Source organism: Pseudomonas sp. GGS8, from assembly GCF_024168645.1.
Taxonomy (GTDB): domain Bacteria; phylum Pseudomonadota; class Gammaproteobacteria; order Pseudomonadales; family Pseudomonadaceae; genus Aquipseudomonas.
In genome coordinates, this window is the sequence record NZ_JALJWF010000001.1 from 3,172,512 (window position 1) to 3,196,370 (window position 23,859).

The 23,859-nt window shown below is 58.2% G+C and carries 20 protein-coding genes; all 20 read left to right on the top strand.

Annotated elements, in window-relative coordinates; all coding sequences use genetic code 11:
* Nucleotides 1-227 precede the first annotated feature (227 nt).
* The 20 genes from rpsB (at nt 228) to kdsA (ending at nt 23,797) form a co-directional block, all read left to right on the top strand.
* A complete protein-coding gene (gene rpsB, locus J3D54_RS14260; RefSeq protein WP_018927019.1) occupies nt 228-965 on the top strand; it encodes a 30S ribosomal protein S2 in 738 nt (245 codons plus the stop codon).
* A gap of 190 nt (nt 966-1,155) precedes the next feature.
* Nucleotides 1,156-2,019, top strand: coding sequence for a translation elongation factor Ts (gene tsf / locus J3D54_RS14265; RefSeq protein WP_253419171.1), 864 nt, complete (start codon nt 1,156-1,158; stop codon nt 2,017-2,019).
* A 210-nt stretch (nt 2,020-2,229) separates the two neighbouring features.
* Nucleotides 2,230-2,973: a UMP kinase gene (gene pyrH, locus J3D54_RS14270; RefSeq protein WP_003198235.1), complete on the top strand. Its 744-nt coding sequence runs from the start codon at nt 2,230-2,232 to the stop codon at nt 2,971-2,973.
* Nucleotides 2,970-3,527, top strand: coding sequence for a ribosome recycling factor (frr, locus tag J3D54_RS14275; RefSeq protein WP_007940501.1), 558 nt, complete (start codon nt 2,970-2,972; stop codon nt 3,525-3,527). The genes pyrH and frr overlap by 4 nt, the downstream gene beginning before the upstream one ends.
* 14 nt (nt 3,528-3,541) lie before the next feature.
* The gene (gene uppS, locus J3D54_RS14280; protein WP_253419174.1) at nt 3,542-4,297 is read left to right on the top strand and encodes a polyprenyl diphosphate synthase; all 756 of its coding nucleotides are present in this window, start codon (nt 3,542-3,544) and stop codon (nt 4,295-4,297) included.
* The gene (locus J3D54_RS14285; protein ID WP_253419177.1) at nt 4,297-5,103 is read left to right on the top strand and encodes a phosphatidate cytidylyltransferase; all 807 of its coding nucleotides are present in this window, start codon (nt 4,297-4,299) and stop codon (nt 5,101-5,103) included. Before uppS ends, J3D54_RS14285 begins: the two co-directional genes overlap by 1 nt.
* Nucleotides 5,100-6,290, top strand: a complete 1,191-nt coding sequence (gene ispC / locus J3D54_RS14290) for a 1-deoxy-D-xylulose-5-phosphate reductoisomerase (RefSeq protein ID WP_253419180.1) — start codon at nt 5,100-5,102, stop codon at nt 6,288-6,290. The genes J3D54_RS14285 and ispC overlap by 4 nt, the downstream gene beginning before the upstream one ends.
* A gap of 52 nt (nt 6,291-6,342) precedes the next feature.
* Complete coding sequence (gene rseP, locus J3D54_RS14295) at nt 6,343-7,695, top strand: sigma E protease regulator RseP (RefSeq protein ID WP_253419183.1); 1,353 nt, start codon at nt 6,343-6,345, stop codon at nt 7,693-7,695.
* Nucleotides 7,696-7,767: 72 nt separating this feature from the next.
* Nucleotides 7,768-10,146, top strand: a complete 2,379-nt coding sequence (bamA, locus tag J3D54_RS14300; protein ID WP_253419186.1) for an outer membrane protein assembly factor BamA — start codon at nt 7,768-7,770, stop codon at nt 10,144-10,146.
* Nucleotides 10,147-10,191: 45 nt separating this feature from the next.
* Nucleotides 10,192-10,695, top strand: a complete 504-nt coding sequence (locus J3D54_RS14305; RefSeq protein ID WP_007940508.1) for an OmpH family outer membrane protein — start codon at nt 10,192-10,194, stop codon at nt 10,693-10,695.
* 3 nt (nt 10,696-10,698) lie between these two features.
* Entirely contained in the window at nt 10,699-11,754 is a 1,056-nt protein-coding gene (lpxD, locus tag J3D54_RS14310) for a UDP-3-O-(3-hydroxymyristoyl)glucosamine N-acyltransferase (protein ID WP_253419188.1), read from the top strand.
* 108 nt (nt 11,755-11,862) lie between these two features.
* Complete coding sequence (gene fabZ, locus J3D54_RS14315) at nt 11,863-12,303, top strand: 3-hydroxyacyl-ACP dehydratase FabZ (protein ID WP_007940511.1); 441 nt, start codon at nt 11,863-11,865, stop codon at nt 12,301-12,303.
* On the top strand, nt 12,300-13,076 hold the full coding sequence (gene lpxA, locus J3D54_RS14320; protein ID WP_253419190.1) for an acyl-ACP--UDP-N-acetylglucosamine O-acyltransferase: 777 nt from the start codon (nt 12,300-12,302) through the stop codon (nt 13,074-13,076). The genes fabZ and lpxA overlap by 4 nt, the downstream gene beginning before the upstream one ends.
* 2 nt (nt 13,077-13,078) lie before the next feature.
* The gene (gene lpxB / locus J3D54_RS14325) at nt 13,079-14,209 is read left to right on the top strand and encodes a lipid-A-disaccharide synthase (protein WP_253419193.1); all 1,131 of its coding nucleotides are present in this window, start codon (nt 13,079-13,081) and stop codon (nt 14,207-14,209) included.
* On the top strand, nt 14,206-14,847 hold the full coding sequence (gene rnhB / locus J3D54_RS14330; RefSeq protein ID WP_253419196.1) for a ribonuclease HII: 642 nt from the start codon (nt 14,206-14,208) through the stop codon (nt 14,845-14,847). The genes lpxB and rnhB overlap by 4 nt, the downstream gene beginning before the upstream one ends.
* Nucleotides 14,848-14,929: 82 nt before the next feature.
* Nucleotides 14,930-18,451: a DNA polymerase III subunit alpha gene (gene dnaE / locus J3D54_RS14335; protein ID WP_253419199.1), complete on the top strand. Its 3,522-nt coding sequence runs from the start codon at nt 14,930-14,932 to the stop codon at nt 18,449-18,451.
* A gap of 150 nt (nt 18,452-18,601) precedes the next feature.
* Nucleotides 18,602-19,549, top strand: coding sequence for an acetyl-CoA carboxylase carboxyltransferase subunit alpha (locus tag J3D54_RS14340; RefSeq protein WP_253419202.1), 948 nt, complete (start codon nt 18,602-18,604; stop codon nt 19,547-19,549).
* A gap of 162 nt (nt 19,550-19,711) precedes the next feature.
* The gene (tilS, locus tag J3D54_RS14345) at nt 19,712-21,040 is read left to right on the top strand and encodes a tRNA lysidine(34) synthetase TilS (protein WP_253419205.1); all 1,329 of its coding nucleotides are present in this window, start codon (nt 19,712-19,714) and stop codon (nt 21,038-21,040) included.
* A 274-nt stretch (nt 21,041-21,314) separates the two neighbouring features.
* The gene (locus J3D54_RS14350; protein ID WP_007940520.1) at nt 21,315-22,946 is read left to right on the top strand and encodes a CTP synthase; all 1,632 of its coding nucleotides are present in this window, start codon (nt 21,315-21,317) and stop codon (nt 22,944-22,946) included.
* Between the two features lie 5 nt (nt 22,947-22,951).
* Nucleotides 22,952-23,797: a 3-deoxy-8-phosphooctulonate synthase gene (kdsA, locus tag J3D54_RS14355; protein WP_015093773.1), complete on the top strand. Its 846-nt coding sequence runs from the start codon at nt 22,952-22,954 to the stop codon at nt 23,795-23,797.
* Nucleotides 23,798-23,859 lie beyond the last annotated feature (62 nt).

Below are 23,859 nucleotides of genomic sequence, written 5' to 3' on the forward strand. Positions count from 1 at the left end.
CATTCTTGGGGGATTCCAAGGGTGGGATCAAAAGCATTCGCCAGGTTTTCAGAATCCGGGTTCCGTTTTTTCCGGCCTTGTGATATAAAATGCGCCGCTTTCCGGGGTTGCCCTGGAAGCTTAAATCCACACACGTGTCGACACGATGACCTGGGTGCCTTCAGCTGATGCTGCTGGTTGGTCATTGGGATACGTGGAGGCCAAACCCGACTTATTAAGGAACTATCATGTCCCAAGTCAATATGCGCGATATGCTGAAGGCCGGTGTGCACTTCGGTCACCAAACCCGTTACTGGAATCCGAAAATGGGTAAGTACATTTTCGGCGCGCGTAACAAGATTCACATCATCAACCTTGAAAAAACCCTGCCAATGTTCAACGAAGCTCTGACTTTCGTAGAGCGTCTGGCCCAGGGCAAAAACAAGATTCTGTTCGTCGGCACCAAGCGTTCCGCTGGCAAGATCGTTGCTGAAGAAGCAGCACGTTGCGGTTCGCCGTACGTCGATCACCGCTGGTTGGGCGGCATGCTGACCAACTTCAAAACCATCCGTGCTTCCATCAAGCGTCTGCGTGACCTTGAAGTGCAAGCTGAAGACGGTACTTTCGCCAAGCTGACCAAGAAAGAAGCGCTGATGCGCACTCGCGATCTTGAGAAGCTGGATCGTTCCCTGGGTGGTATCAAGGACATGGGCGGTCTGCCAGACGCTCTGTTCGTTATCGACGTTGATCACGAGCGCATCGCGATCACCGAAGCCAACAAGCTGGGCATCCCGGTTATCGGCGTAGTCGATACCAACAGCAGCCCGGAAGGCGTTGACTACATCATCCCAGGCAACGATGACGCAATCCGCGCTATCCAGCTGTACATGGGTTCGATGGCTGACGCTGTTATCCGTGGTCGCAACAATGTTGCTGGCGGCACTGTAGAATTCGTTGCTGAAGAAACTCAGGCTGCAGCTGAGTAATTGACGCCCTGGCGTTGACTCAGTAAGCAAAAAGGGGGCTTGGCCCCCTTTTTGCCACCTCGAAAACCATTTGTCGGCGCCCACTGCTTTACCTGTAATGTGCGGCAGCTGACAAGGGTGGTTCGGGAAGAATTGATCGCCCGTTCGATCGGGTGGAATGGTTGAAAACCTATCCAAGAGGAATTTGAAAATGGCAGAGATTACTGCAGCGTTGGTCAAAGAACTGCGCGAGCGTACCGGCGAAGGCATGATGGACTGCAAAAAAGCCTTGACCAAGGCTGGCGGCGACATCGAAAAAGCCATTGATGACATGCGCGCTTCGGGCGCCATCAAGGCTGCCAAGAAAGCTGGCAACGTTGCCGCTGAAGGCGCAATCGCTCTCAAGGAAGACGGTAAATCCGCCGTCCTGCTGGAAGTGAACTCGCAGACCGACTTCCTGGCTCTGCAGGACGACTTTAAGGCATTCGTTGCTAAAAGCGTTGAACAGGCTTTTGCTGACAAACTGACCGATGCTGCTCCGCTGATCGAAGCGCGTGAAGCTGATCGTCTGGTTCTGGTTGGCAAGGTTGGCGAAAACGTCAACATTCGTCGCCTGGCTCGCGTTGAAGGCGATGTTGTTGGTGGCTACCTGCACGGCAACAAGATTGGTGTTGCGGTTGTTCTCAAGGGCGGCAACGTTGAGCTGGCCAAAGACATCGCTATGCACGTAGCGGCGACCAACCCTGAATTCCTGCTGCCGTCGGAAGTTTCCGCTGAAGCGATCGAGCGCGAGAAAGGCGTGTTCCTGACCCTCAACGCTGACAAGATCGCCGGCAAGCCAGAAAACATCGTTGAAAACATGGTCAAAGGCCGTATCAGCAAGTTCCTGGCTGAAGCGAGCCTGGTTGAGCAGGCGTTCGTCAAGAACCCTGAAATCAAGGTCGGCGACCTGGCCAAGAAAGCCGGTGCTGAAATCGTTTCTTTCACCTACTTCAAAGTAGGCGAAGGCATCGAGAAGCCAGTAGACAACTTCGCAGAAGAAGTTGCTGCTCAGCTGGCTGCCAGCAAGCAATAAGACGGTTTTTTAACTGTCGCCCTGAAGAGGCTGCCCGCTTACGCGCGCAGCCTCTTTTCAGATGGGGTTGCCAATTTTATTTGGTTTCCTTTTGGAACTGGCTTACAAAGCCATGTTCCGATGGCGCTGAAGCAGCGCCAAGCTAGAGTGAACGCCAGCTGTAAACAGCTCGCAAAGAATTTTTAAAATACGCCGCAGGAGAGATTCGCAATGGCTCAGCAGGGCAGTGGTTATCAGGCTCGCTATAAACGCATTCTACTCAAGCTTAGCGGCGAGGCCCTGATGGGCTCGGAAGAGTTCGGGATCGATCCGAAAGTTCTGGATCGCATGGCACTGGAAGTTGGCCAGCTGGTTGGCATCGGTGTTCAGGTCGGTCTGGTGATCGGCGGGGGTAACCTGTTCCGCGGCGCAGCGCTCAGCGCAGCCGGCATGGATCGGGTCACTGGCGACCACATGGGCATGCTGGCCACTGTGATGAACGCCCTGGCGATGCGCGATGCGCTGGAACGTGCCAATATCTCGGCCATCGTGATGTCGGCCATTTCCATGGTTGGCGTGACCGATCACTATGATCGCCGCAAAGCCATGCGCCACCTGAACTCCAAGGAAGTCGTGATTTTCGCGGCCGGTACTGGCAACCCGTTCTTCACTACGGACTCGGCTGCCTGTCTGCGCGCAATCGAAATCGATGCCGATGTCGTGCTCAAGGCAACGAAGGTTGATGGCGTCTACACCGCTGACCCGTTCAAAGACCCGCATGCCGAGAAGTTCGATCATCTGACCTACGATGAAGTCCTGGATCGCAAGCTGGGTGTGATGGATCTGACGGCCATTTGCCTGTGCCGCGACCACAAGATGCCGCTGCGCGTGTTTAATATGAACAAACCCGGTGCCCTGTTGAATATCGTACATGGCGGCGCTGAAGGAACCCTGATCGAGGAAGTTCAACAATGATCAACGAAATCAAGAAAGACGCTAAAGAGCGCATGCAGAAATCCGTAGAATCGCTGGCGCACAACTTCGGCCGTATCCGTACCGGCCAGGCGCACCCAAGCATTCTGGAAGGCGTGATGGTTCCGTACTACGGCGCCGACACTCCGATCAAGCAAGTGGCGAACATCACCGTTAAAGACGCCCGTACCCTGCAAGTCGTTGCCTTTGAGCGCAACATGCTGGGCGCGGTCGACAAGGCCATTGGTAGCGCTGGTCTGAACCTTAACCCGACCAACCTGGGTGAGTTGCTGCTGATTTCCATGCCGGCCCTGACCGAAGAAACCCGCCGGGGCTTCACCAAGCAGGCTCGTGATGTGGCTGAGGATGCCCGTGTTGCCGTGCGCAACATCCGTCGCGATGCAAACAGCTCGCTGAAGGACCTGGTCAAGGAAAAGGAAATCAGCGAAGACGAAGAGCGTCGTGCCACTGGCGAGATCGACGATCTGACCAAGAAATTCGTGGCTGAAATCGACGCTAAGTTGGCGGAAAAAGAAAAAGACCTGATGGCCGTATAAGGGTCGAGTTTCAAATGGACAAGACCAAGCAGACTGCGCCGTCCGCGGTGCCGCGCCATGTCGCGATCATCATGGATGGTAATAATCGTTGGGCGAAAAAACGCTTTATGCCGGGTGTCGCCGGCCATAAAGCGGGTGTGGATGCTGTTCGTGCGGTCATCGAGGTGTGTGCGGAGTCCGGGGTTGAGGTATTGACCCTGTTCGCATTCTCCAGCGAGAACTGGCAACGCCCGGCCGATGAGGTCAGTGCCTTGATGGATCTGTTCTTCAAGGCATTGCGTCGCGAGGCCAAGCGCCTGAATGACAACAACATCAGTTTGCGCATCATCGGCGACCGTTCGCGTTTTCATCCGGAACTTCAAGCTGCCATGCGTGAAGCCGAGGCGATGACCGCCGGTGTCAACCGCTTTATCCTGCAGATCGCCGCCAACTACGGTGGCCAGTGGGATATCGCGCAAGCCGCGCAACGTCTGGCACGCGAAGTTCAGGCTGGGCATCTGCGCCCGGAAGACATCACCCCCGAGCTGTTGCAAACCTGTCTGGCGACCGGTGATCTGCCGTTGCCGGACTTGTGCATCCGTACCGGTGGCGAGCATCGCATCAGCAACTTCCTGTTGTGGCAACTGGCTTACGCCGAGTTGTACTTCTCCGACCTGTTCTGGCCGGACTTCAAACACGACGCCATGCGCAATGCGCTGGCCGATTTCGCTTCTCGCCAGCGTCGCTTCGGTAAAACGAGCGAGCAGGTCGAGTCTGGAGCCCGGGTTTAATGCTTAAACAACGAATCATCACGGCATTGATTCTGCTGCCGATTGCCCTGTGCGGGTTTTTCCTGCTTGAAGGGTCCGGTTTTGCGCTGTTCATCGGGCTGGTGGTGACGCTGGGAGCATGGGAATGGGCACGCTTGGCGGGTTTCGCTACCCAGTCGATCCGTGTTGCTTTTGCGGCTGTGGTCGCGTTGATGTTGTTTGTCATGCACATCCTGCCGGGGCTCGCGCCTTGGGTGCTGGGTGCCTCGGTGCTCTGGTGGGGCGTGGCCACTTATCTGGTGCTGACTTATCCACGGTCCAGCGAACACTGGGCCAGCGCCGCCTGCAAACTGGCGATCGGGTTGTTGATTCTGTTGCCAGCCTGGCAAGGTCTGATCCTGATCAAGCAGGAGCCTTTGGGTAACTGGCTGATCATGGCCGTGATGGTGCTGGTCTGGGGCGCCGATATTGGTGCGTACTTTTCCGGCCGAGCCTTCGGCAAGCGCAAGCTGGCACCACAGGTCAGCCCTGGCAAGAGCTGGGAGGGCGTGTACGGCGGTTTGCTGCTGAGCCTGGTGATCACGGCAATCGTCGGTTTTGCGCGGGGCTGGAGTTTCGCTCAAATGCTGATGGGCCTGTTCGGTGCCGCGATCATCGTGTTCATTTCGGTGGTGGGCGACCTCACCGAAAGCATGTTCAAGCGCCAATCGGGGATCAAGGACAGCAGTAATCTGCTGCCTGGGCACGGCGGTGTGCTAGACCGCATCGACAGTCTGACAGCGGCGATTCCGGTGTTCGCCGTGCTGCTGTGGATGGCGGCATCGTGAGCCGCCCACAACAGATTACCGTGTTGGGGGCGACCGGCTCGATTGGCCTGAGCACTCTCGACGTCATCGCTCGTCATCCCGAGCGCTATCAAGTATTCGCCTTGAGCGGTTTCACTCGTTTGAGTGAGCTGCTGGCGCTGTGCGTGCGTCATAGGCCACGTTTCGCGGTTGTGCCGGAATCTGGCGCTGCCCGAGGCTTGCAGGACGAGTTGCGCGCGGCCGGCCTGTCGACCCGTGTTCTGGTGGGGGAGGAGGGCTTGTGTCAGGTCGCCTCGGATCCAGAAGTCAATGCGGTGATGGCGGCGATCGTCGGGGCGGCGGGTTTGCGTCCAACCCTGGCGGCAGTCGAGGCCGGCAAAAAGATTCTTTTGGCCAATAAAGAAGCACTGGTGATGTCCGGTGCGCTGTTCATGCAGGCCGTGCGTAAAAGCGGTTCGGTACTGCTGCCGATCGACAGCGAACACAACGCGATTTTCCAATGCATGCCGCAGGATTTCTCTCGTGGTTTGGGCGCGGTCGGTGTACGCCGGATTCTACTGACAGCCTCTGGTGGCCCGTTCCGGCAGACGCCTCTGGCCGAACTGGCGCATGTTTCCCCTGAGCAAGCGTGTGCTCACCCGAATTGGTCCATGGGGCGAAAAATTTCGGTGGATTCGGCCAGCATGATGAACAAAGGGCTCGAGTTGATCGAGGCCTGCTGGCTGTTCGACGCCACGCCCTCTCAGGTCGAAGTGGTGGTTCACCCGCAAAGCGTGATTCATTCGCTGGTCGACTATGTCGATGGTTCGGTGCTGGCGCAGTTGGGCAATCCGGATATGCGCACGCCGATTGCCAATGCCCTGGCCTGGCCAGAGCGGATCGACTCGGGTGTTGCGCCGTTGGACCTGTTCGCCATCGCTCGTCTGGATTTTCAGGCACCTGACGAAGAACGTTTCCCTTGCCTGCGCCTTGCGCGTCAAGCCGCCGAGGCGGGTAACAGCGCGCCGGCCATGCTCAATGCCGCGAATGAAGTGGCTGTGGCGGCCTTTCTCGACGGACGGGTTCGCTATCTGGAAATCGCGAGTATTATCGAGGAAGTGCTGAACCTCGAGCCTGTGGTTGCGGTTGATGATCTCGAGGCAGTGTTTACGGCCGATGCGAAAGCACGGGTACTGGCCGGGCAATGGTTGAGTCGTCACGGGCGATAAGTGCTGCAATACGTTGGCCCATGCAGCACCGATAGGATTGCGGAGAAAGTAGATGAGCGCGCTCTATATGATTGTCGGCACCCTGGTAGCGCTGGGCGTGCTGGTCACCTTCCACGAATTCGGCCATTTCTGGGTCGCACGTCGCTGTGGGGTCAAAGTGCTGCGTTTTTCCGTGGGCTTCGGCATGCCGCTGCTGCGCTGGCACGACAGTAAAGGCACTGAATTCGTAGTCGCCGCCATCCCGTTGGGTGGCTACGTAAAAATGCTCGACGAGCGCGAAGGCGAGGTTCCGGCCGATCAGCTCGATCACGCCTTCAATCGCAAATCCGTCCGTCAACGCGTTGCTATCGTGGCGGCCGGTCCGATCGCCAACTTTCTATTGGCGATGGTGTTTTTCTGGGTATTGGCAATGCTGGGCAGCGAGCAGGTGCGCCCGGTTATCGGTGCGGTCGAATCCGGCAGTATCGCCTCCAAGGCAGGTTTGAGTCCGGGGCAGGAAATTATTGCCATCGATGGCGAGCCAACTTCCGGCTGGGCTGCGGTGAACCTGCAACTGGTCCGCCGTCTGGGCGAGAGCGGTTCCCTGCAATTGCTGGTTCGCGAACAGGGCTCCACAGTGGATTCGCCTCGTGAGCTGGCGCTGGACAAGTGGCTCAAGAGCGCTGACGAGCCAGATCCGATTCGCTCGCTGGGTATTCGTCCCTGGCGTCCGGCATTGCCGCCGGTGCTGGCCGAATTTGATCCGAAAGGGCCGGCGAAGGCTGCGGGCCTGAAGGCCGGTGACCGGTTGTTGGCCCTTGATGGCAAGGCACTGGATGACTGGCAGCAAGTGGTCGACATCGTCCGTATGCATCCGGATACCAAAATCATGCTGCGTGTTGAGCGCGATGGTGCTCAAATCGACGTCCCTGTGACGTTGGCCGCGCGCGGCGAGAGCAAGGCGCCCAGTGGTTATCTGGGTGCAGGGGTGAAAGCGGTCGATTGGCCACCAGAGATGATTCGCGAAGTCAGTTACGGTCCGGTGGCCGCGATTGGGGAGGGTGCCCGGCGCACCTGGACCATGAGCGTACTGACCCTCGACTCGCTCAAGAAAATGTTGTTCGGCGAGCTCTCGGTAAAAAACTTGAGTGGACCGATAACCATTGCTAAAGTGGCGGGCGCTTCTGCCCAGTCGGGCGTCGCTGATTTCCTGAATTTCCTTGCTTATCTGAGTATTAGCCTGGGTGTTCTGAATTTGCTGCCCATTCCTGTACTGGATGGGGGGCATTTGTTGTTTTATCTGATCGAGTGGGCGCGTGGTCGTCCCTTGTCGGATCGGGTGCAAGGTTGGGGGATACAGATCGGTATCAGTTTGGTGGTCGGGGTGATGTTGCTTGCTCTGGTCAATGATCTGGGTCGACTGTAACGCTTCGCTGAATTGCGAATCTGCCGCATTTTGCGGCAGTTTTTATTGCCAGTTGGAATAAGAAAGGACTTCATGAAACGTCTGCTGCTAACTGCGGTTCTCACCGTATTGATGATCGCCGAAGTTCACGCCGAGTCCTTCACTATCTCTGATATTCGCGTCAATGGCCTCCAGCGGGTCTCCGCGGGTAGTGTCTTTGGTGCCTTGCCGTTGAACGTCGGCGAGCAGGCGGATGATCGTCGCCTGGTGGAATCCACTCGTGCGCTGTTCAAAACCGGGTTCTTTCAAGATATCCAGCTGGGCCGTGAAGGCAATGTCCTGATCATCACTGTAGTCGAGCGTCCGTCGGTCGCCAGTATCGAGATCGAGGGCAACAAAGCGATCTCCACTGAAGACCTGATGAAGGGCCTCAAACAGTCCGGTCTGGCCGAAGGCGAGATCTTCCAGCGCGCCACCCTCGAAGGTGTGCGTAACGAACTGCAGCGTCAATACGTCGCTCAGGGCCGCTACTCGGCGACCGTCGACACCGAAGTGGTGCCGCAGCCGCGTAACCGCGTTGCCCTGAAGGTCAACATCAACGAAGGCACCGTTGCGGCGATCCAGCACATCAACGTGGTCGGCAACACTGTCTTCCCTGATGAAGACCTGATCGACCTGTTCGAACTCAAGACCAGCAACTGGCTGTCGTTCTTCAAGAACGATGACAAGTACGCTCGTGAAAAACTCTCCGGTGACCTGGAGCGTCTGCGCTCCTATTACCTGGACCGTGGCTATATCAATATGGATATCGCTTCGACCCAGGTGTCGATCACCCCAGACAAGAAACACGTCTATATCACCGTTAACGTCAACGAAGGCGAGAAGTACACCGTTCGTGACGTGAAACTCAGCGGCGACCTGAAAGTGCCTGAAGACCAGGTCAAGTCCCTGCTGCTGGTGCAGAAAGGCCAGGTGTTCTCGCGCAAGCTGATGACCACCACCTCCGAACTGATCACCCGCCGCCTGGGTAACGAGGGTTACACCTTCGCCAACGTCAACGGCGTGCCTCAGCCTCATGATGAAGACCACACGGTCGATATCACCTTCGCTGTCGATCCGGGCAAGCGTGCTTACGTGAACCGCATCAACTTCCGTGGCAACACCAAGTCCGAAGACGAAGTGCTGCGCCGTGAAATGCGTCAGATGGAAGGCGGCTGGGCTTCGACCTACCTGATCGACCAATCCAAGACCCGCCTGGAGCGTCTGGGCTTCTTCAAGGAAGTCAACGTCGAAACGCCGGCCGTGCCGGGTGTCGATGATCAGGTCGACGTGAACTACAGCGTTGAAGAGCAGGCTTCCGGGTCGATTACCGCCAGCGTCGGTTTCGCCCAGAGCGCCGGTCTGATCCTTGGTGGTTCGATCACTCAGAACAACTTCCTGGGTACCGGTAACAAGGTCAGCATCGGCTTGACTCGCAGTCAGTATCAAAGCCGTTATAACTTCGGTTATGTCGACCCGTACTGGACTGCTGACGGTGTAAGCCTGGGTTACAACGCTTTCTATCGTACGACCGACTACAAAGACCTCGATGTCAACGTAGCCAGCTACGCCGTAGACAGCCTGGGTGCAGGTGTCAGCGTTGGTTACCCGATCAGCGAGACTTCGCGGCTGACGTTTGGTTTGTCTGCACAACAAGACAAGATCAAGACGGGTCTTTACACCGTCGACGAAATCTTCGACTTCGTTAACAAGGAAGGTGATCAGTACCTCAACTTCAAGGCGTCGGCCGGTTGGTCTGAATCCACCTTGAACAAAGGGGTACTGGCGACCCGTGGTCATTCCCAGAGCTTGACCGCGGAAGCCACGACGCCGGGCAGCGACTTGTCGTTCTTCAAGCTCGATTATCGCGGTCAATTGTTCCAGCCGTTGTCTGAAAACTACACCATGCGCCTCCACACCGAGCTGGGCTATGGCGATGGCTATGGTTCGACCGACGGCTTGCCGTTCTATGAAAACTATTACGCCGGTGGTTTCAACTCGGTTCGTGGCTTCAAGGACAGCACCCTGGGGCCTCGTAGTACGCCGAGCCGGGGCGTGAACCCGGGCACCGCAACCGACCCGGACCAGGATCCACTACCGTTTGGTGGTAACGTCCTGATTCAGGGTGGTGTAGAAGTTCTGTTCCCTCTGCCGTTCGTGAAAGATCAGCGTTCCTTGCGCACTTCGGTATTCTGGGACGTGGGTAATGTGTTCGATTCGACTTGCAAGCAGAGCACCAACGCCGATGGTTCCAAGTCCAACACTCAGTGTAACGACGTCAGCCTGAGCAATATGGCCAGTTCGGTGGGTGTCGGTGTGACATGGGTTACCGCCCTTGGTCCGTTGAGCTTCGCCTTGGCGATGCCAGTCAAAAAACCGGACAGCAATGCCGAGACTCAAGTGTTCCAATTCTCCCTCGGCCAGACGTTCTAAGCGTCTGACCCAAGATAACGACAATGGATTTTGTAGGAGTGCATCGTGCGTAAGTTGACTCAATTGGTTCTCCTGGCGACCGTGCTGGTTGCAGGTCCGGCTTTTGCCGACATGAAAATCGCCGTTCTGAACTATCAGATGGCGCTGCTGGAATCCGACGCGGCGAAGAAGTACGCAGTGGATGCCGAGAAAAAGTTCGGCCCGCAACTGACCAAGCTCAAGAGCCTGGAAAGCAGTGCCAAGGGTATCCAGGACCGCCTGATGGCCGGTGGCGACAAAATGCAGCAAGGCGAGCGTGAACGTCTGGAACTCGAGTTCAAGCAAAAGGCCCGTGATTTCCAGTTCCAGTCCAAGGAACTGAACGAAGCTAAAGCCGTTGCCGACCGTGAAATGCTGAAGCAGCTCAAGCCGAAACTGGACAGCGCTGTGGAAGAAGTCATCAAGAAAGGTGCTTATGACCTGGTCTTCGAGCGTGGCGCAGTGATTGATGTCAAGCCTCAGTACGACATCACTCGCCAGGTTATCGAGCGCATGAATCAGCTGAAGTAACCCATGACAGTGACTATAAAGCTCGGCCAGTTGGCCGAGTTCCTCGGCGCCACCTTACGTGGCGACCCGAACAAAGAAATTACTGGGCTAGCCACTTTGCAAGAGGCTGGCCCAGCTCAGTTGAGCTTTCTGGCAAATCCTCAATACCGTAAATACCTGGCTGACAGTCAGGCTGCAGCTGTATTACTGAAGACTGCTGACGCTGAAGGTTTTGCCGGTGATGCACTGGTGGTGCCTGATCCGTATTTGGCCTATGCGCGCATTTCCCATCTATTCGATCCCAAGCCCAAGGCGCCTGCCGGTATTCATCCGACAGCGGTAGTGGCGGCGGATGCGGTAGTGGATCCGGCGGCGAGCATCGGTGCCTTCGCGGTCATCGAAAGTGCCGCGCGTATTGGCGCCGGTGTGACCGTTGGGGCTCATTGCTTCATCGGCGCACGCAGCGAAATCGGTGAGGGCGGCTGGTTGGCCCCGCGCGTCACGCTGTATCACGATGTGCGCGTCGGCAAACGGGTGGTGATTCAATCCGGTGCCGTGCTCGGTGGTGAAGGCTTCGGTTTTGCCAACGAGAAGGGTGTCTGGCAGAAAATCGCCCAGATCGGCGGCGTCTCGATCGGAGACGACGTGGAAATAGGCGTAAATACGGCTATCGATCGTGGCGCGCTGGCCGATACCGTCATCGGTAATGGTGTGAAGCTCGACAACCAGATTCAGATTGCCCACAACGTCCAGGTCGGTGACCACACTGCCATGGCCGCGTGCGTGGGAATTTCCGGCAGCACCAAAATCGGCAAGCATTGCATGCTCGCCGGTGGCGTAGGGCTGGTGGGGCATATCGACATTTGCGACAACGTTTTCCTGACCGGGATGACCATGGTGACCCACTCGATTACCGAGCCGGGCTCCTATTCTTCCGGTACGGCGATGCAACCGGCAGCCGAATGGCGCAAAAGCGCGGCACGTATCCGTCAGCTCGATGACATCGCGCGACGTCTGCGACAGCTGGAAAAGCGTGTAGGGGACGTGACCCCTGACGGTAATGCTTCATCAGATGGCTGATACCATTTCCATATCAAGTGTGCACAGCCGTTAGACTGCCTCCTTGATTTGCTAGAGGAGTGCGCGTCAATCGCGCGCTCCCAATCTTTACATAGGCTTCCCCCCGAAATGATGGACATCAACGAGATTCGCGAATACCTGCCTCACCGTTACCCGTTCCTGCTGGTGGATCGGGTCGTGGATCTGGATGTGGAAGGCAAGCGCATTCGCGCCTACAAGAATGTCAGCATCAACGAACCGTTCTTCAATGGTCACTTCCCTGCGCATCCAATCATGCCGGGCGTACTGATCATCGAAGCGATGGCTCAGGCTGCCGGGATCCTTGGTTTCAAAATGCTCGACGTGAAACCGGCTGACGGCACCCTTTACTACTTCGTCGGCTCCGACAAGCTGCGCTTCCGTCAGCCTGTGCTGCCGGGCGATCAATTGATCCTTGAAGCCAAGTTCATCAGTTGCAAGCGTCAGATCTGGAAGTTCGAATGCCAGGCTTCGGTCGATGGCAAGCCAGTCTGCTCCGCTGAAATCATCTGTGCGGAACGCAAACTATGAGTTTGATTGACCCTCGCGCAATCATCGATCCGACGGCCATCCTGGCCGACGACGTCGAAGTCGGCCCTTGGTCGATCATCGGCGCAGGTGTGGAAATCGGCGAGGGAACAGTGATCGGGCCGCATGTGATTCTCAAGGGCCCGACCCGAATCGGTAAGCACAACCGCATCTACCAGTTTTCTTCGGTAGGCGAGGACACGCCCGATCTGAAATACAAGGGCGAAGAAACCCGTCTGGTCATCGGTGATCACAACGTCATCCGCGAAGGCGTGACGATTCACCGCGGGACCGTTCAGGACCGTTCGGAAACTACCCTGGGCGATCACAACCTGATCATGGCCTATGCCCATATCGGTCACGACAGCGTTATCGGCAACCACTGCATCCTGGTCAACAACACTGCGTTGGCGGGCCATGTGCACGTTGAAGACTGGGCGATCCTGTCCGGCTTCACCCTGGTTCACCAGTATTGCCACATTGGTGCCCACAGCTTTTCCGGCATGGGCACTGCCATTGGCAAAGATGTTCCAGCTTACGTCACGGTATTCGGCAATCCGGCCGAAGCGCGCAGCATGAACTTCGAAGGCATGCGCCGTCGCGGTTTCAGCGAAGATGCGATCCACGCGTTGCGTCGTGCCTACAAAGTGGTTTACCGCCAGGGCCTGACGGTCGAGCAAGCGCTCGCCGAGCTGGCCGAACCCTCGCTGCAGTTCCCGGAAGTCGCGGTATTCCGTGACTCCATCCAGTCTTCGACCCGCGGCATCACCCGCTAATCATGGCCAATCTGCGTATAGCGCTGGTGGCGGGTGAAGCTTCCGGTGACATTCTGGGTGCGGGTCTCATGCGTGCGCTCAAGGCTCAGCATCCGGCGGTGGAGTTCATCGGTGTCGGTGGTCCGCTGATGCAAGCCGAAGGGCTGGCTTCCTGTTTCCCGATGGAACGCCTTTCTGTCATGGGGCTGGTGGAAGTGCTGGGCCGTTTGCGCGAGCTATTGGCGCGTCGCAAGAAACTGGTCGCCGATCTGATCGCCGCAAAGCCGGACGTGTTCATCGGTATCGATGCTCCGGACTTCAATCTCAATATCGAACTCAAGCTGCGTCAGGCCGGGATCAAGACCGTGCATTACGTTAGCCCGTCGGTCTGGGCCTGGCGGCAGAAGCGGGTGCTGAAGATCCGTGAAGGCTGCGATCTGATGCTGACACTGTTCCCGTTCGAAGCTAAATTTTATGAAGAGAAGGGCGTGCCGGTACGGTTTGTTGGGCATTCCCTGGCCGATGCGATCCCGCTTGAGGCCGATCGCGCCGCCGCGCGGGCCGAACTCGGTTTGCCGGACGGGCCGCTGGTCGCCCTGATGCCGGGCAGCCGCGGCGGTGAAGTCGGACGCCTCGGTGCGTTGTTCCTCGACACCGCCCAGCGCCTGCGGGCCCTGCGTCCGGGCGTGCGGTTCGTCGTGCCGTGCGCCAGCCCGGAACGCCGGGCCCAGCTTGAAGAGTTGCTGGTCGGGCGCGATCTGCCGTTGACCTTGCTCGACGGCAAATCCCATCTGGCGCTGGCGGCCTGCGACGCGGTGTTAATCGCTTCGGGAACCGCCACGCTGGAAGCATTGCTGTACAAGCGGCCGATGGTAGTCGCTTATCGCTTGGCGCCGCTGACGTTCTGGATTCTCAAACGGATGGTGAAGAGTCCCTACGTCTCGTTGCCGAATCTGCTGGCCCAGCGCCTGCTGGTGCCGGAGTTGTTGCAGGACGATGCGACAGTCGAAGCCCTGGCTCAGACTCTGTCGCCGCTGATCGAAGGTGGCGAGGAGCAGACCCGAGGCTTTGACGAAATCCACCGAACCCTGCGCCTGGACGCCTCCAATCAGGCAGCGGACGCGGTACTGAACCTGATTGGCAGAGCGCAATGAGCAAAACAAGTAGGCAGATGGGCCTGGATTTTATGCTGGTCGATGAAGTTGAAGATCTGGTGGCAGGTGTCGATGAAGTCGGTCGCGGCCCGCTGTGCGGTGCCGTGGTGACCGCGGCGGTGATCCTTGATCCGAGCCGGCCGATTCTCGGCCTCAACGATTCGAAGAAACTCACTGAAGCCCGCCGCGAAAAACTCTACGACGAAATTTGCGAAAAAGCCCTGAGCTGGTGCATTGCCCGCGCCGAAGTCGAAGAAATCGACGAATTGAACATTCTCCATGCCACCATGCTAGCCATGCAGCGAGCGGTCGAGGGCCTGCACATTCAGCCGAAGCTGGCGATGATTGACGGCAACCGTTGTCCGAAACTCGCGATGCGCGCCGAAGCCGTGGTGCAAGGCGACAGCAAAGTGCCAGCCATCGCTGCGGCGTCGATTCTGGCCAAGGTCAGCCGTGATCGTGAAATGGCGGCGTTCGAACTGATTTACCCGGGCTACGGCATCGGTGGCCACAAAGGCTACCCGACGCCCGTTCATCTGGAAGCGCTGACGCGTCTGGGGCCGACACCGATTCACCGCCGCTCGTTCGCCCCGGTACGCCTGGCGTATGAAGCGCGGGAAAGCCTGATCGAGGGTTAGTCGCAGGCTGATGTTTTGCTCAAGGCCCGGTACAATCCGGGCCTTGTTGTCTTCACGTTTCTAGTTTCTAGACAGGATCACTATGCCGGCTTCATTCGTTCATCTACGCCTGCACACTGAATATTCCCTGGTCGACGGTCTGGTGCGGATCAAACCGCTGGTCAAGACCCTGGTCGGTATGAACATGCCTGCCGTGGCGGTCACTGACCAGAACAACATGTGTTCCCTGGTCAAATTTTATAAAGCCGCCATGGGCGCCGGGATCAAGCCGATCTGCGGCGCCGACCTGTGGCTGTCGAACAAGGATCCGGACAACCCCTTGAGCCGGATCAGCCTGCTGGCGATGAACGCCACGGGTTATCGCAACCTCACCGAACTGATCTCCCGCGGTTTTATCGACGGCCAGCGCAATGGCTCGATCATTATCGAACGCGAGTGGGTGGCCGAAGCCAGCGAAGGCTTGATCATGCTGTCGGCGGCTAAAGAGGGCGAGATCGGCCTGGCAATGCTCGGCGGCAACCCGGACGAAGCCGAAACCCTGGCTCGCGAGTGGATGGCGGTGTTCCCGGATCGTTTCTATCTGGAAGTCCAGCGCACCAATCGCCCCAACGACGAAGAGCAACTGCACGGCGCTGTGGCCCTGGCCGAGAAAATCGGCGCTCCGCTGGTGGCGACCAACGACGTGCGCTTTATCAAGCAGGAAGACTTCGAAGCCCACGAAACCCGTGTTTGCATCGGTGAAGGCCGGGCCCTCGACGATCCGCGGCGTTCAAAGAATTACAGCGATCAGCAATACCTCAAAAGCGCCGAGGAAATGGCCGAGCTGTTCAGTGACCTGCCCGAGGCACTGGAAAACACGGTTGAGATCGCCAAGCGCTGCAACATCGAAGTGAAACTGGGCAAACACTTCCTGCCCAACTTCCCGATTCCCGATGGCATGACCATCGATGAGTACTTCCGCAAGGTTTCCTTCGACGGTCTGGAAGAGCGCCTCACCGTTCTGCTGCCCAAAGACACCACCGAAGACTACGACGCCAAGCGTCAGGTCTATGTCGACCGGCTGAATTTCGAGCTGGATATCATCATCCAGATGGGCTTCCCCGGTTACTTCCTGATCGTGATGGACTTTATCCAGTGGGCCAAGAACAACGGCGTACCGGTGGGGCCTGGCCGTGGGTCGGGTGCCGGGTCGCTGGTGGCCTATGTGCAGAAGATTACTGACCTTGACCCGCTGGAATATGACCTGCTGTTCGAACGTTTCCTTAACCCGGAACGGGTTTCCATGCCCGACTTCGACGTCGACTTCTGCATGGACGGCCGTGACCGCGTGATCGATTACGTGGCCGAGAAATACGGCCGTAACGCGGTGAGCCAGATCATCACCTTCGGTTCCATGGCGGCCAAGGCTGTGGTCCGTGACGTGGCGCGGGTGCAGGGCAAGTCCTACGGCCTGGCGGATCGTCTGTCGAAGATGATTCCGTTTGAAGTCGGCATGACCCTGGAAAAAGCCTACGAACAGGAAGAAATCCTGCGCGACTTCATCAAGGTCGATGAAGAAGCCGCGGAAATCTGGGAAATGGCGCGCAAGCTCGAAGGCGTTGTGCGTAACGTCGGCAAGCACGCTGGTGGTGTGGTAATCGCGCCGACCAAACTGACCGACTTCTCGCCGATCTATTGCGACGAAGCGGGCGACGGCCTGGTAACCCAGTTCGACAAGGACGACGTCGAGGCTGCTGGTCTGGTGAAGTTCGACTTCCTGGGACTTCGGACCCTGACGATCATCGACTGGGCGCTGAAAACCATCAACCGTGACCGCGCCAAGGTCAACGAACCGCCGCTGGATATCGCGTTCATCCCGCTGGACGATAAACCGACTTACACGCTGCTGCAAAAAGCCGAAACCACCGCGGTGTTCCAGCTCGAGTCGCGCGGCATGAAAGAGCTGATCAAAAAGCTCAAGCCCGACTGCCTGGAAGACTTGATCGCACTGGTGGCCCTGTTCCGTCCGGGGCCGCTGCAATCGGGCATGGTGGACGACTTCATCAACCGTAAGCATGGTCGCGCCGAACTCGCGTACCCGCACTCGGACTACCAGTACGACGGCCTCAAGCCGGTATTGGCGCCGACTTACGGCATCATCCTGTATCAGGAACAGGTGATGCAGATTGCCCAGGTCATGGCCGGTTACACCCTCGGCGGCGCGGACATGCTGCGTCGAGCCATGGGTAAGAAAAAACCCGAAGAAATGGCCAAGCAGCGTGGCGGCTTCATTGAAGGTTGCGCGACCAACAATATCGACGCCGACCTTGCCGGTAACATTTTTGACCTGGTAGAAAAATTCGCCGGTTACGGCTTCAACAAATCCCACTCCGCTGCTTATGGCCTGGTGTCGTACCAGACCGCGTGGCTGAAAGCCCACTATCCGGCGCCGTTCATGGCCGCGGTACTGTCGGCGGATATGCACAACACCGACAAGGTCGTGACCTTGATCGAAGAAGTGCGAACCATGAAGCTGCGCCTCGATGCGCCGGACGTGAACACCTCGGAATTCAAGTTCACGGTGAACGACGAAGGCCGCATCATTTACGGCCTGGGCGCGATCAAGGGCGTGGGCGAAGGCCCGGTCGAAGCGATTACCGAGGCGCGGCAAGAGGGGCCGTTCAAGGACCTGTTCGATTTTTGCGCCCGGGTCGACCTCAAGCGCATCAATAAACGAACCCTCGACGGCTTGATCCGCAGTGGTGCCCTGGACCGCCTTGGCCCGTATTTCCACGACGAGCAAAAAGCCTATCAGGCCAACATCGACCGCAACCGTGCGGTGTTGTTGACGGCCATGGAAGAGGCGATCAAGGCGGCTGAACAAACCGCTCGTACCCACGACAGTGGGCATGCCGATCTGTTTGGCGGTCTATTCGTTGAAGAAGACGCCGACGTCTACGCCAATCACCGCAAGGCCAAGGAACTGACCCTCAAGGAGCGCCTGAAAGGCGAGAAAGACACCTTGGGGCTGTACCTCACCGGCCACCCGATCGACGAATACGAAGGCGAGATCCGACGCTTCGCCCGTCAGCGCATCATCGACCTGAAGCCGGCTCGCGATACTCAGACGGTCGCGGGCATGATCATCGCCCTGCGAGTGATGAAGAACAAAAAGGGCGACAAGATGGGCTTCATCACCCTCGACGACCGCTCCGGGCGGATCGAAGCCTCGTTGTTCGCCGATGCATTCCATTCTGCGCAGTCGCTGTTGCAGACCGATGCGATGGTGGTGGTCGAAGGCGAAGTTAGCAACGACGACTTCTCTGGCGGCCTGCGCTTGCGGGTCAAGCGGGTGATGAGCATGGAAGATGCGCGCACCAACCTGGCCGAAAGCCTGCGCCTGAAGTTGCACACCAAGGATTTGAAGGGTGATCAACTACGCTGGCTGGGTGAGCTGTTCAAGCGCCACCGTGGCGCGTGCCCGATCACCATGGAGTACACCAGTCCCGATGCGAAGGCCTTGTTGCAGTTCGGCGAGACCTGGCGGATCGACCCGGCGGATGCCTTGATTCAAGCTCTGCGTGACCAGTTCGGGCGAGACAACGTCTTCCTCCAATACCGTTGACGGTCAGGCGTCATTCCTTGCCATTGGAACGTGCCTGATCCCGACCCGAATTTTTAATCTCGACCTGAACGCGCCTGTCCCTTAAGGTAGGGCGCGAATAGACAACCGGCCGGCCCAAGTTCTCTTGGACGCGACCCTAGACGGACGCCTATGAACCCGAATTTTCTAGATTTCGAACAGCCGATCGCCGACCTGCAAGCCAAGATCGAAGAGTTGCGCTTGGTCGGTAATGACAATTCGCTGAATATCGGCGATGAGATCTCCCGCCTTCAGGACAAGAGCAGCACGTTGACCGAAGACATCTTCGGCAAGCTGACCAGTTGGCAGATCGCGCGTCTGGCGCGTCACCCGAAACGTCCATATACCCTGGACTACATCGAACACATCTTCACCGAGTTCGATGAACTGCACGGCGACCGTCACTTCTCCGACGACGCTGCCATCGTTGGCGGTGTTGCCCGTCTGGACGACCAGCCGGTGATGATCATCGGCCACCAGAAAGGCCGTGAAGTGCGCGAGAAGGTTCGCCGCAACTTCGGCATGCCACGTCCTGAGGGCTACCGCAAGGCGTGTCGCCTGATGGAAATGGCCGAGCGTTTCAAAATGCCGATCCTGACCTTCATCGACACCCCGGGCGCTTACCCTGGCATCGACGCCGAAGAGCGCAACCAGAGCGAAGCGATTGCCTGGAACCTGCGCGTCATGGCTCGCCTGAAAACCCCAATCATCGCCACCGTGATCGGTGAGGGTGGTTCTGGTGGTGCGCTGGCAATCGGCGTCTGCGATCAGCTGAACATGCTGCAATATTCGACCTACGCGGTGATTTCGCCGGAAGGTTGCGCCTCGATTCTGTGGAAAACATCCGAGAAAGCTCCGGATGCCGCAGAGGCGATGGGTATTACTGCCGAGCGCCTGAAGGGCCTGGGCATTGTCGATAAAGTGATCAGCGAGCCGTTGGGCGGCGCTCATCGTGATCCGGCCGCTGCCGCTGCCTCGATCCGCGCCGAGCTGAGCTCGCAACTGGCGATGTTGAAGAAGTTCGACAACGACGCGCTGCTGGCCCGTCGTTACGAGCGTCTGATGAGCTACGGTCTCTGATCTGACGCAGATTCGGCTGACAATAGAAAAAACTGTGGGAGCGGGCTTGCCCGCGAAAGCGATGTAACATTCAACGAATTTGTTGGCTGTTCCGCCGCCTTCGCGGGCAAGTCGAATCGTCGCACCGCCGCTCCCACATTTGATTTGTGCAAAGTGATCGATATGAGTCAGCCCGCGATTGATCTGTCTACCAGACTCCTGCACAACCTCGCGTCTTGGCGCAACGCCACAACCTGGCGCATCGCCTTCTCCGGTGGTCTCGATTCCACCGTCCTGCTGCACCTTCTCGCACACCTCGCAAAAACCGAATCCTTGCCAGCGCTGACCGCCATTCATGTCCACCACGGTCTTCAGGCTGCGGCTGATGCGTGGCCGGAGCATTGTCAGTCGGTCTGTGATGCGTTGGGTGTACCGCTGGAGGTTGTACGTGTTCAGGTTGAGCCCGGCGCCAGCCTTGAGCGTGCGGCGCGAGATGCGCGTTACGGCGCCTTCGTCGCGGCGACTCACGCCGGTGAAGTGCTGCTCACTGGCCAGCACCGTGACGATCAAGCGGAAACCCTGTTGTTTCGGCTGATGCGTGGGGCGGGGGTGAGAGGCTTGTCGGGAATGCCGAGCGAGCGTCCGTTGGGGCGGGGGCATCTGCTGCGACCATTGCTTGATGTCACTCGCGCCGAGCTTGAGGTCTACGCCACTGAGCATCGGCTGAGCTGGATCGAAGATCCGTCGAATCAGGATCGGCAGTTCTCGCGCAATTACCTGCGTCACCAGGTGTTTCCGGCATTGACCGCTCGCTGGCCGCAAGCGGTGGCGACCATGGCTCGCAGTGCTGCGCATCTGAGTGAAGCGCAGGGGTTGCTCGACGACTTGGCACAAATTGATCTGGCCCGGGCCAGCACGCACAGTGATTTCGATTGGCTGGGTTTGCGGTCGCTGGAGCTGGCACCGCTGCAATTCCTCTCTGACGCTCGTCAACGCAATGCGTTAAGTCATTGGCTCAAACCGCTGACATCTTTGCCAGACAGTGACCATTGGTCGGGTTGGGAGGATTTGCGCGATGCGACCAACGATGCGCGTCCGGTCTGGCGGCTGGCGGCGGGCGAACTGCACCGGGCCGGTGGGCGTCTTTGGTGGTTGTCAGGTGGTTGGTTGCGTACTCCGCCATCCCCGGTGTCTTGGGTTGACCCCACGGTATTGCTGGCGTTGCCGGATAATGGCGCGCTCACACTCACCGGTAAGATCCCCGATGGCCCGTTGCAGATCCGCTATCGTGAGGGCGGCGAAGTCATGAATTTGCCCGATCGCGGCCACCGGGACTTGAAGCGTTTGCTCAACGAAAGCGGTGTGCCGGGTTTCGCCCGTGGCAGATTGCCGCTGGTCTACAGAGACGAGCAATTGCTGGGGGTGGCGAACCTGCAGGGGCTAAATGGCAGTGAGCGCAGTGGCTGGTATTTGCATTGGCAGCCGCCGATCGAAGATCAAGGTTTGAGCTGAAAGGGGCTTTCCGGTAGACTACGCTCCCTTCTTGATACAACTTCTGTGGATTCGCCTGAATCGCAGGAGTTGCCGATTACCAAGCAGTCTTTGCTGGGCGATTCCAAAAAATGTGTAGCGAGCAACCTACCGGTGTTTCATCTTCCGGTCTGTCCCAACGCGGCGGTTTTTTTGAAAGGTGCACTGTGATTAATGCAGGTGATCGGGGGCTTCGGCCTTCCTTCGCTTTCCCCGGCGGCTCGGACCGCTTTAACGCAGACTTCTAGGGTTTTTCATGACGCGCTACATATTCGTCACGGGCGGTGTTGTTTCTTCATTGGGGAAAGGCATTGCCTCGGCTTCATTGGCGGCCATCCTGGAGGCGCGGGGACTTAAGGTCACCATGCTGAAGCTGGACCCGTACATCAACGTTGACCCGGGCACCATGAGCCCGTTCCAGCACGGTGAAGTGTTCGTCACCCACGACGGCGCCGAGACCGACCTGGACCTGGGCCACTACGAGCGGTTCATCCGCACGACCATGACCCAGAACAACAACTTCACCACTGGCCGTGTCTACGAACACGTCCTGCGCAAAGAGCGCCGTGGTGATTACCTGGGCGCAACCATTCAGGTGATCCCGCACATCACCGACGAAATCAAGCGCCGGATCATCAAGGGCGCCGGCGATGCCGACGTGGCCATGGTCGAGATCGGTGGCACCGTGGGTGACATCGAGTCGCAACCGTTCCTCGAAGCGATCCGTCAATTGCGTTTCGAAGTCGGCGCCAAGCGCGCGATGCTGATGCACCTGACACTGGTGCCGTATATCGCCACTGCCGGCGAAACCAAAACCAAGCCAACCCAGCACTCGGTCAAGGAACTGCGCTCCATCGGTCTGCAGCCTGACGTACTGGTGTGCCGCTCCGATCACCCGATCGACATCTCGTCGCGTCGCAAGATCGCGCAGTTCACCAACGTTGAAGAGCGTGCGGTGATTGCGCTGGAAGACGCCGACACCATCTACAAGATCCCGGGCATTCTGCACTCCCAGGGCCTGGATGATTTCGTCGTCGAGCGTTTCGGCCTGCAATGCGACAGCGCCGATCTGTCCGAGTGGGAAGCGGTGGTTGACGCCAAGCTGAACCCGGAGCACGAAGTCACTATCGCCATGGTCGGCAAGTACATGGAACTGCTGGACGCCTACAAGTCGCTGATCGAAGCGATGAGCCACGCCGGCATCAGCAACCGCACCAAGGTCAACCTGCGCTACATCGATTCCGAAGACATCGAAAACCAGGGCACCGCGCTGCTGGAAGGCGTCGACGCGATTCTGGTGCCGGGTGGCTTCGGTCTGCGTGGCGTGGAAGGCAAGATCACTGCCGTTCAATACGCTCGCGAAAACAAGGTTCCATACCTGGGCATCTGCCTGGGCATGCAAGTGGCCGTCATCGAGTTCGCTCGTAACGTCATGGGCTGGAAAGACGCTAACTCCACCGAGTTCGATCGCACCAGCGGTCACCCTGTGGTAGGTCTGATCACCGAGTGGGAAGACGCCACCGGCGCCGTCGAAACCCGTACCGAAGCGTCCGACCTGGGCGGCACCATGCGCCTCGGCGCTCAGGACTGTCTGCTTGAGCCAGGTTCCCTGGTGCACGATTGCTACGCCAAGGACGTGATCGTCGAGCGTCACCGTCATCGCTACGAAGTGAACAACAACCTGCTGCCGCAAATCATCGAGGCCGGCCTGAAAATCTCCGGTCGTTCCGGTGATGGCGCGCTGGTTGAAGTGGTTGAAGCACCGGATCACCCATGGTTCGTCGCTTGCCAGTTCCACCCCGAGTTCACCTCGACGCCACGCGACGGTCACCCGTTGTTCAGCGGTTTCGTTAAAGCCGCTTTGGCTCAACACCAGAAGAAGGCGTAAACCTGATGGCGCAGAAGATCATCCGCGTAGGCGATATCGAGATTGCCAATGACAAGCCAATGGTGCTGTTCGGTGGCATGAACGTGCTGGAAAGCCGTGACATGGCGATGCAGGTCTGCGAAGAGTACGTAAAGGTCACCGAGAAACTCGGTATCCCTTACGTGTTCAAGGCCAGTTTCGACAAGGCGAACCGTTCTTCTGTGACCTCTTACCGTGGCCCCGGCCTGGAAGAGGGCATGCGGATTTTCCAGGACATCAAGCAAGCCTTCGGCGTGCCGATCATTACCGATGTCCACGAGCCTGATCAGGCCGCGGTCGTCGCTGAAGTCTGCGACATCATCCAGTTGCCGGCCTTCCTGTCGCGCCAGACCGACCTTGTGGTCGCGATGGCCAAGACCGGCGCGGTGATCAACATCAAGAAAGCCCAGTTCCTCGCGCCTCAGGAAATGAAACACATCCTGAACAAGTGCGTGGAAGCCGGTAACGATCAGTTGATTCTCTGCGAACGTGGTTCGAGCTTCGGCTACAACAATCTCGTGGTCGACATGCTCGGTTTCGGCATCATGAAGCAGTTCGAGTACCCGGTGTTCTTCGACGTGACCCACGCGTTGCAAATGCCTGGCGGCCGCTCCGATTCCGCCGGCGGTCGTCGTGCCCAGGTCACTGACCTGGCCAAGGCCGGTATGAGCCAGTCGCTGGCCGGGCTGTTCCTCGAAGCGCACCCGGACCCGGACAACGCCAAATGCGACGGTCCTTGCGCTCTGCGTCTGGATAAACTGGAGCCATTCCTGGCCCAGCTCAAAGCACTGGACGAACTGGTGAAGAGTTTTCCGACGGTAGAAACCGCGTAAACCTCAATTCTCCGGTAAAGTACCGCACGGTTTAATTGCTCAGGCCCTCGGGCTTGAGCCTT

Bases quoted from the DNA above. Each gene is read 5' to 3' on its own strand.
- rpsB (WP_018927019.1), top strand. From the start codon at position 228: ATGTCCCAAGTCAATATGCGCGATATGCTGAAGGCCGGTGTGCACTTC.
- tsf (WP_253419171.1), top strand. From the start codon at position 1,156: ATGGCAGAGATTACTGCAGCGTTGGTCAAAGAACTGCGCGAGCGTACC.
- pyrH (WP_003198235.1), top strand. From the start codon at position 2,230: ATGGCTCAGCAGGGCAGTGGTTATCAGGCTCGCTATAAACGCATTCTA.
- frr (WP_007940501.1), top strand. From the start codon at position 2,970: ATGATCAACGAAATCAAGAAAGACGCTAAAGAGCGCATGCAGAAATCC.
- uppS (WP_253419174.1), top strand. From the start codon at position 3,542: ATGGACAAGACCAAGCAGACTGCGCCGTCCGCGGTGCCGCGCCATGTC.
- J3D54_RS14285 (WP_253419177.1), top strand. From the start codon at position 4,297: ATGCTTAAACAACGAATCATCACGGCATTGATTCTGCTGCCGATTGCC.
- rseP (WP_253419183.1), top strand. From the start codon at position 6,343: ATGAGCGCGCTCTATATGATTGTCGGCACCCTGGTAGCGCTGGGCGTG.
- bamA (WP_253419186.1), top strand. From the start codon at position 7,768: ATGAAACGTCTGCTGCTAACTGCGGTTCTCACCGTATTGATGATCGCC.
- lpxD (WP_253419188.1), top strand. From the start codon at position 10,699: ATGACAGTGACTATAAAGCTCGGCCAGTTGGCCGAGTTCCTCGGCGCC.
- fabZ (WP_007940511.1), top strand. From the start codon at position 11,863: ATGATGGACATCAACGAGATTCGCGAATACCTGCCTCACCGTTACCCG.
- lpxA (WP_253419190.1), top strand. From the start codon at position 12,300: ATGAGTTTGATTGACCCTCGCGCAATCATCGATCCGACGGCCATCCTG.
- lpxB (WP_253419193.1), top strand. From the start codon at position 13,079: ATGGCCAATCTGCGTATAGCGCTGGTGGCGGGTGAAGCTTCCGGTGAC.
- rnhB (WP_253419196.1), top strand. From the start codon at position 14,206: ATGAGCAAAACAAGTAGGCAGATGGGCCTGGATTTTATGCTGGTCGAT.
- dnaE (WP_253419199.1), top strand. From the start codon at position 14,930: ATGCCGGCTTCATTCGTTCATCTACGCCTGCACACTGAATATTCCCTG.
- J3D54_RS14340 (WP_253419202.1), top strand. From the start codon at position 18,602: ATGAACCCGAATTTTCTAGATTTCGAACAGCCGATCGCCGACCTGCAA.
- tilS (WP_253419205.1), top strand. From the start codon at position 19,712: ATGAGTCAGCCCGCGATTGATCTGTCTACCAGACTCCTGCACAACCTC.
- J3D54_RS14350 (WP_007940520.1), top strand. From the start codon at position 21,315: ATGACGCGCTACATATTCGTCACGGGCGGTGTTGTTTCTTCATTGGGG.
- kdsA (WP_015093773.1), top strand. From the start codon at position 22,952: ATGGCGCAGAAGATCATCCGCGTAGGCGATATCGAGATTGCCAATGAC.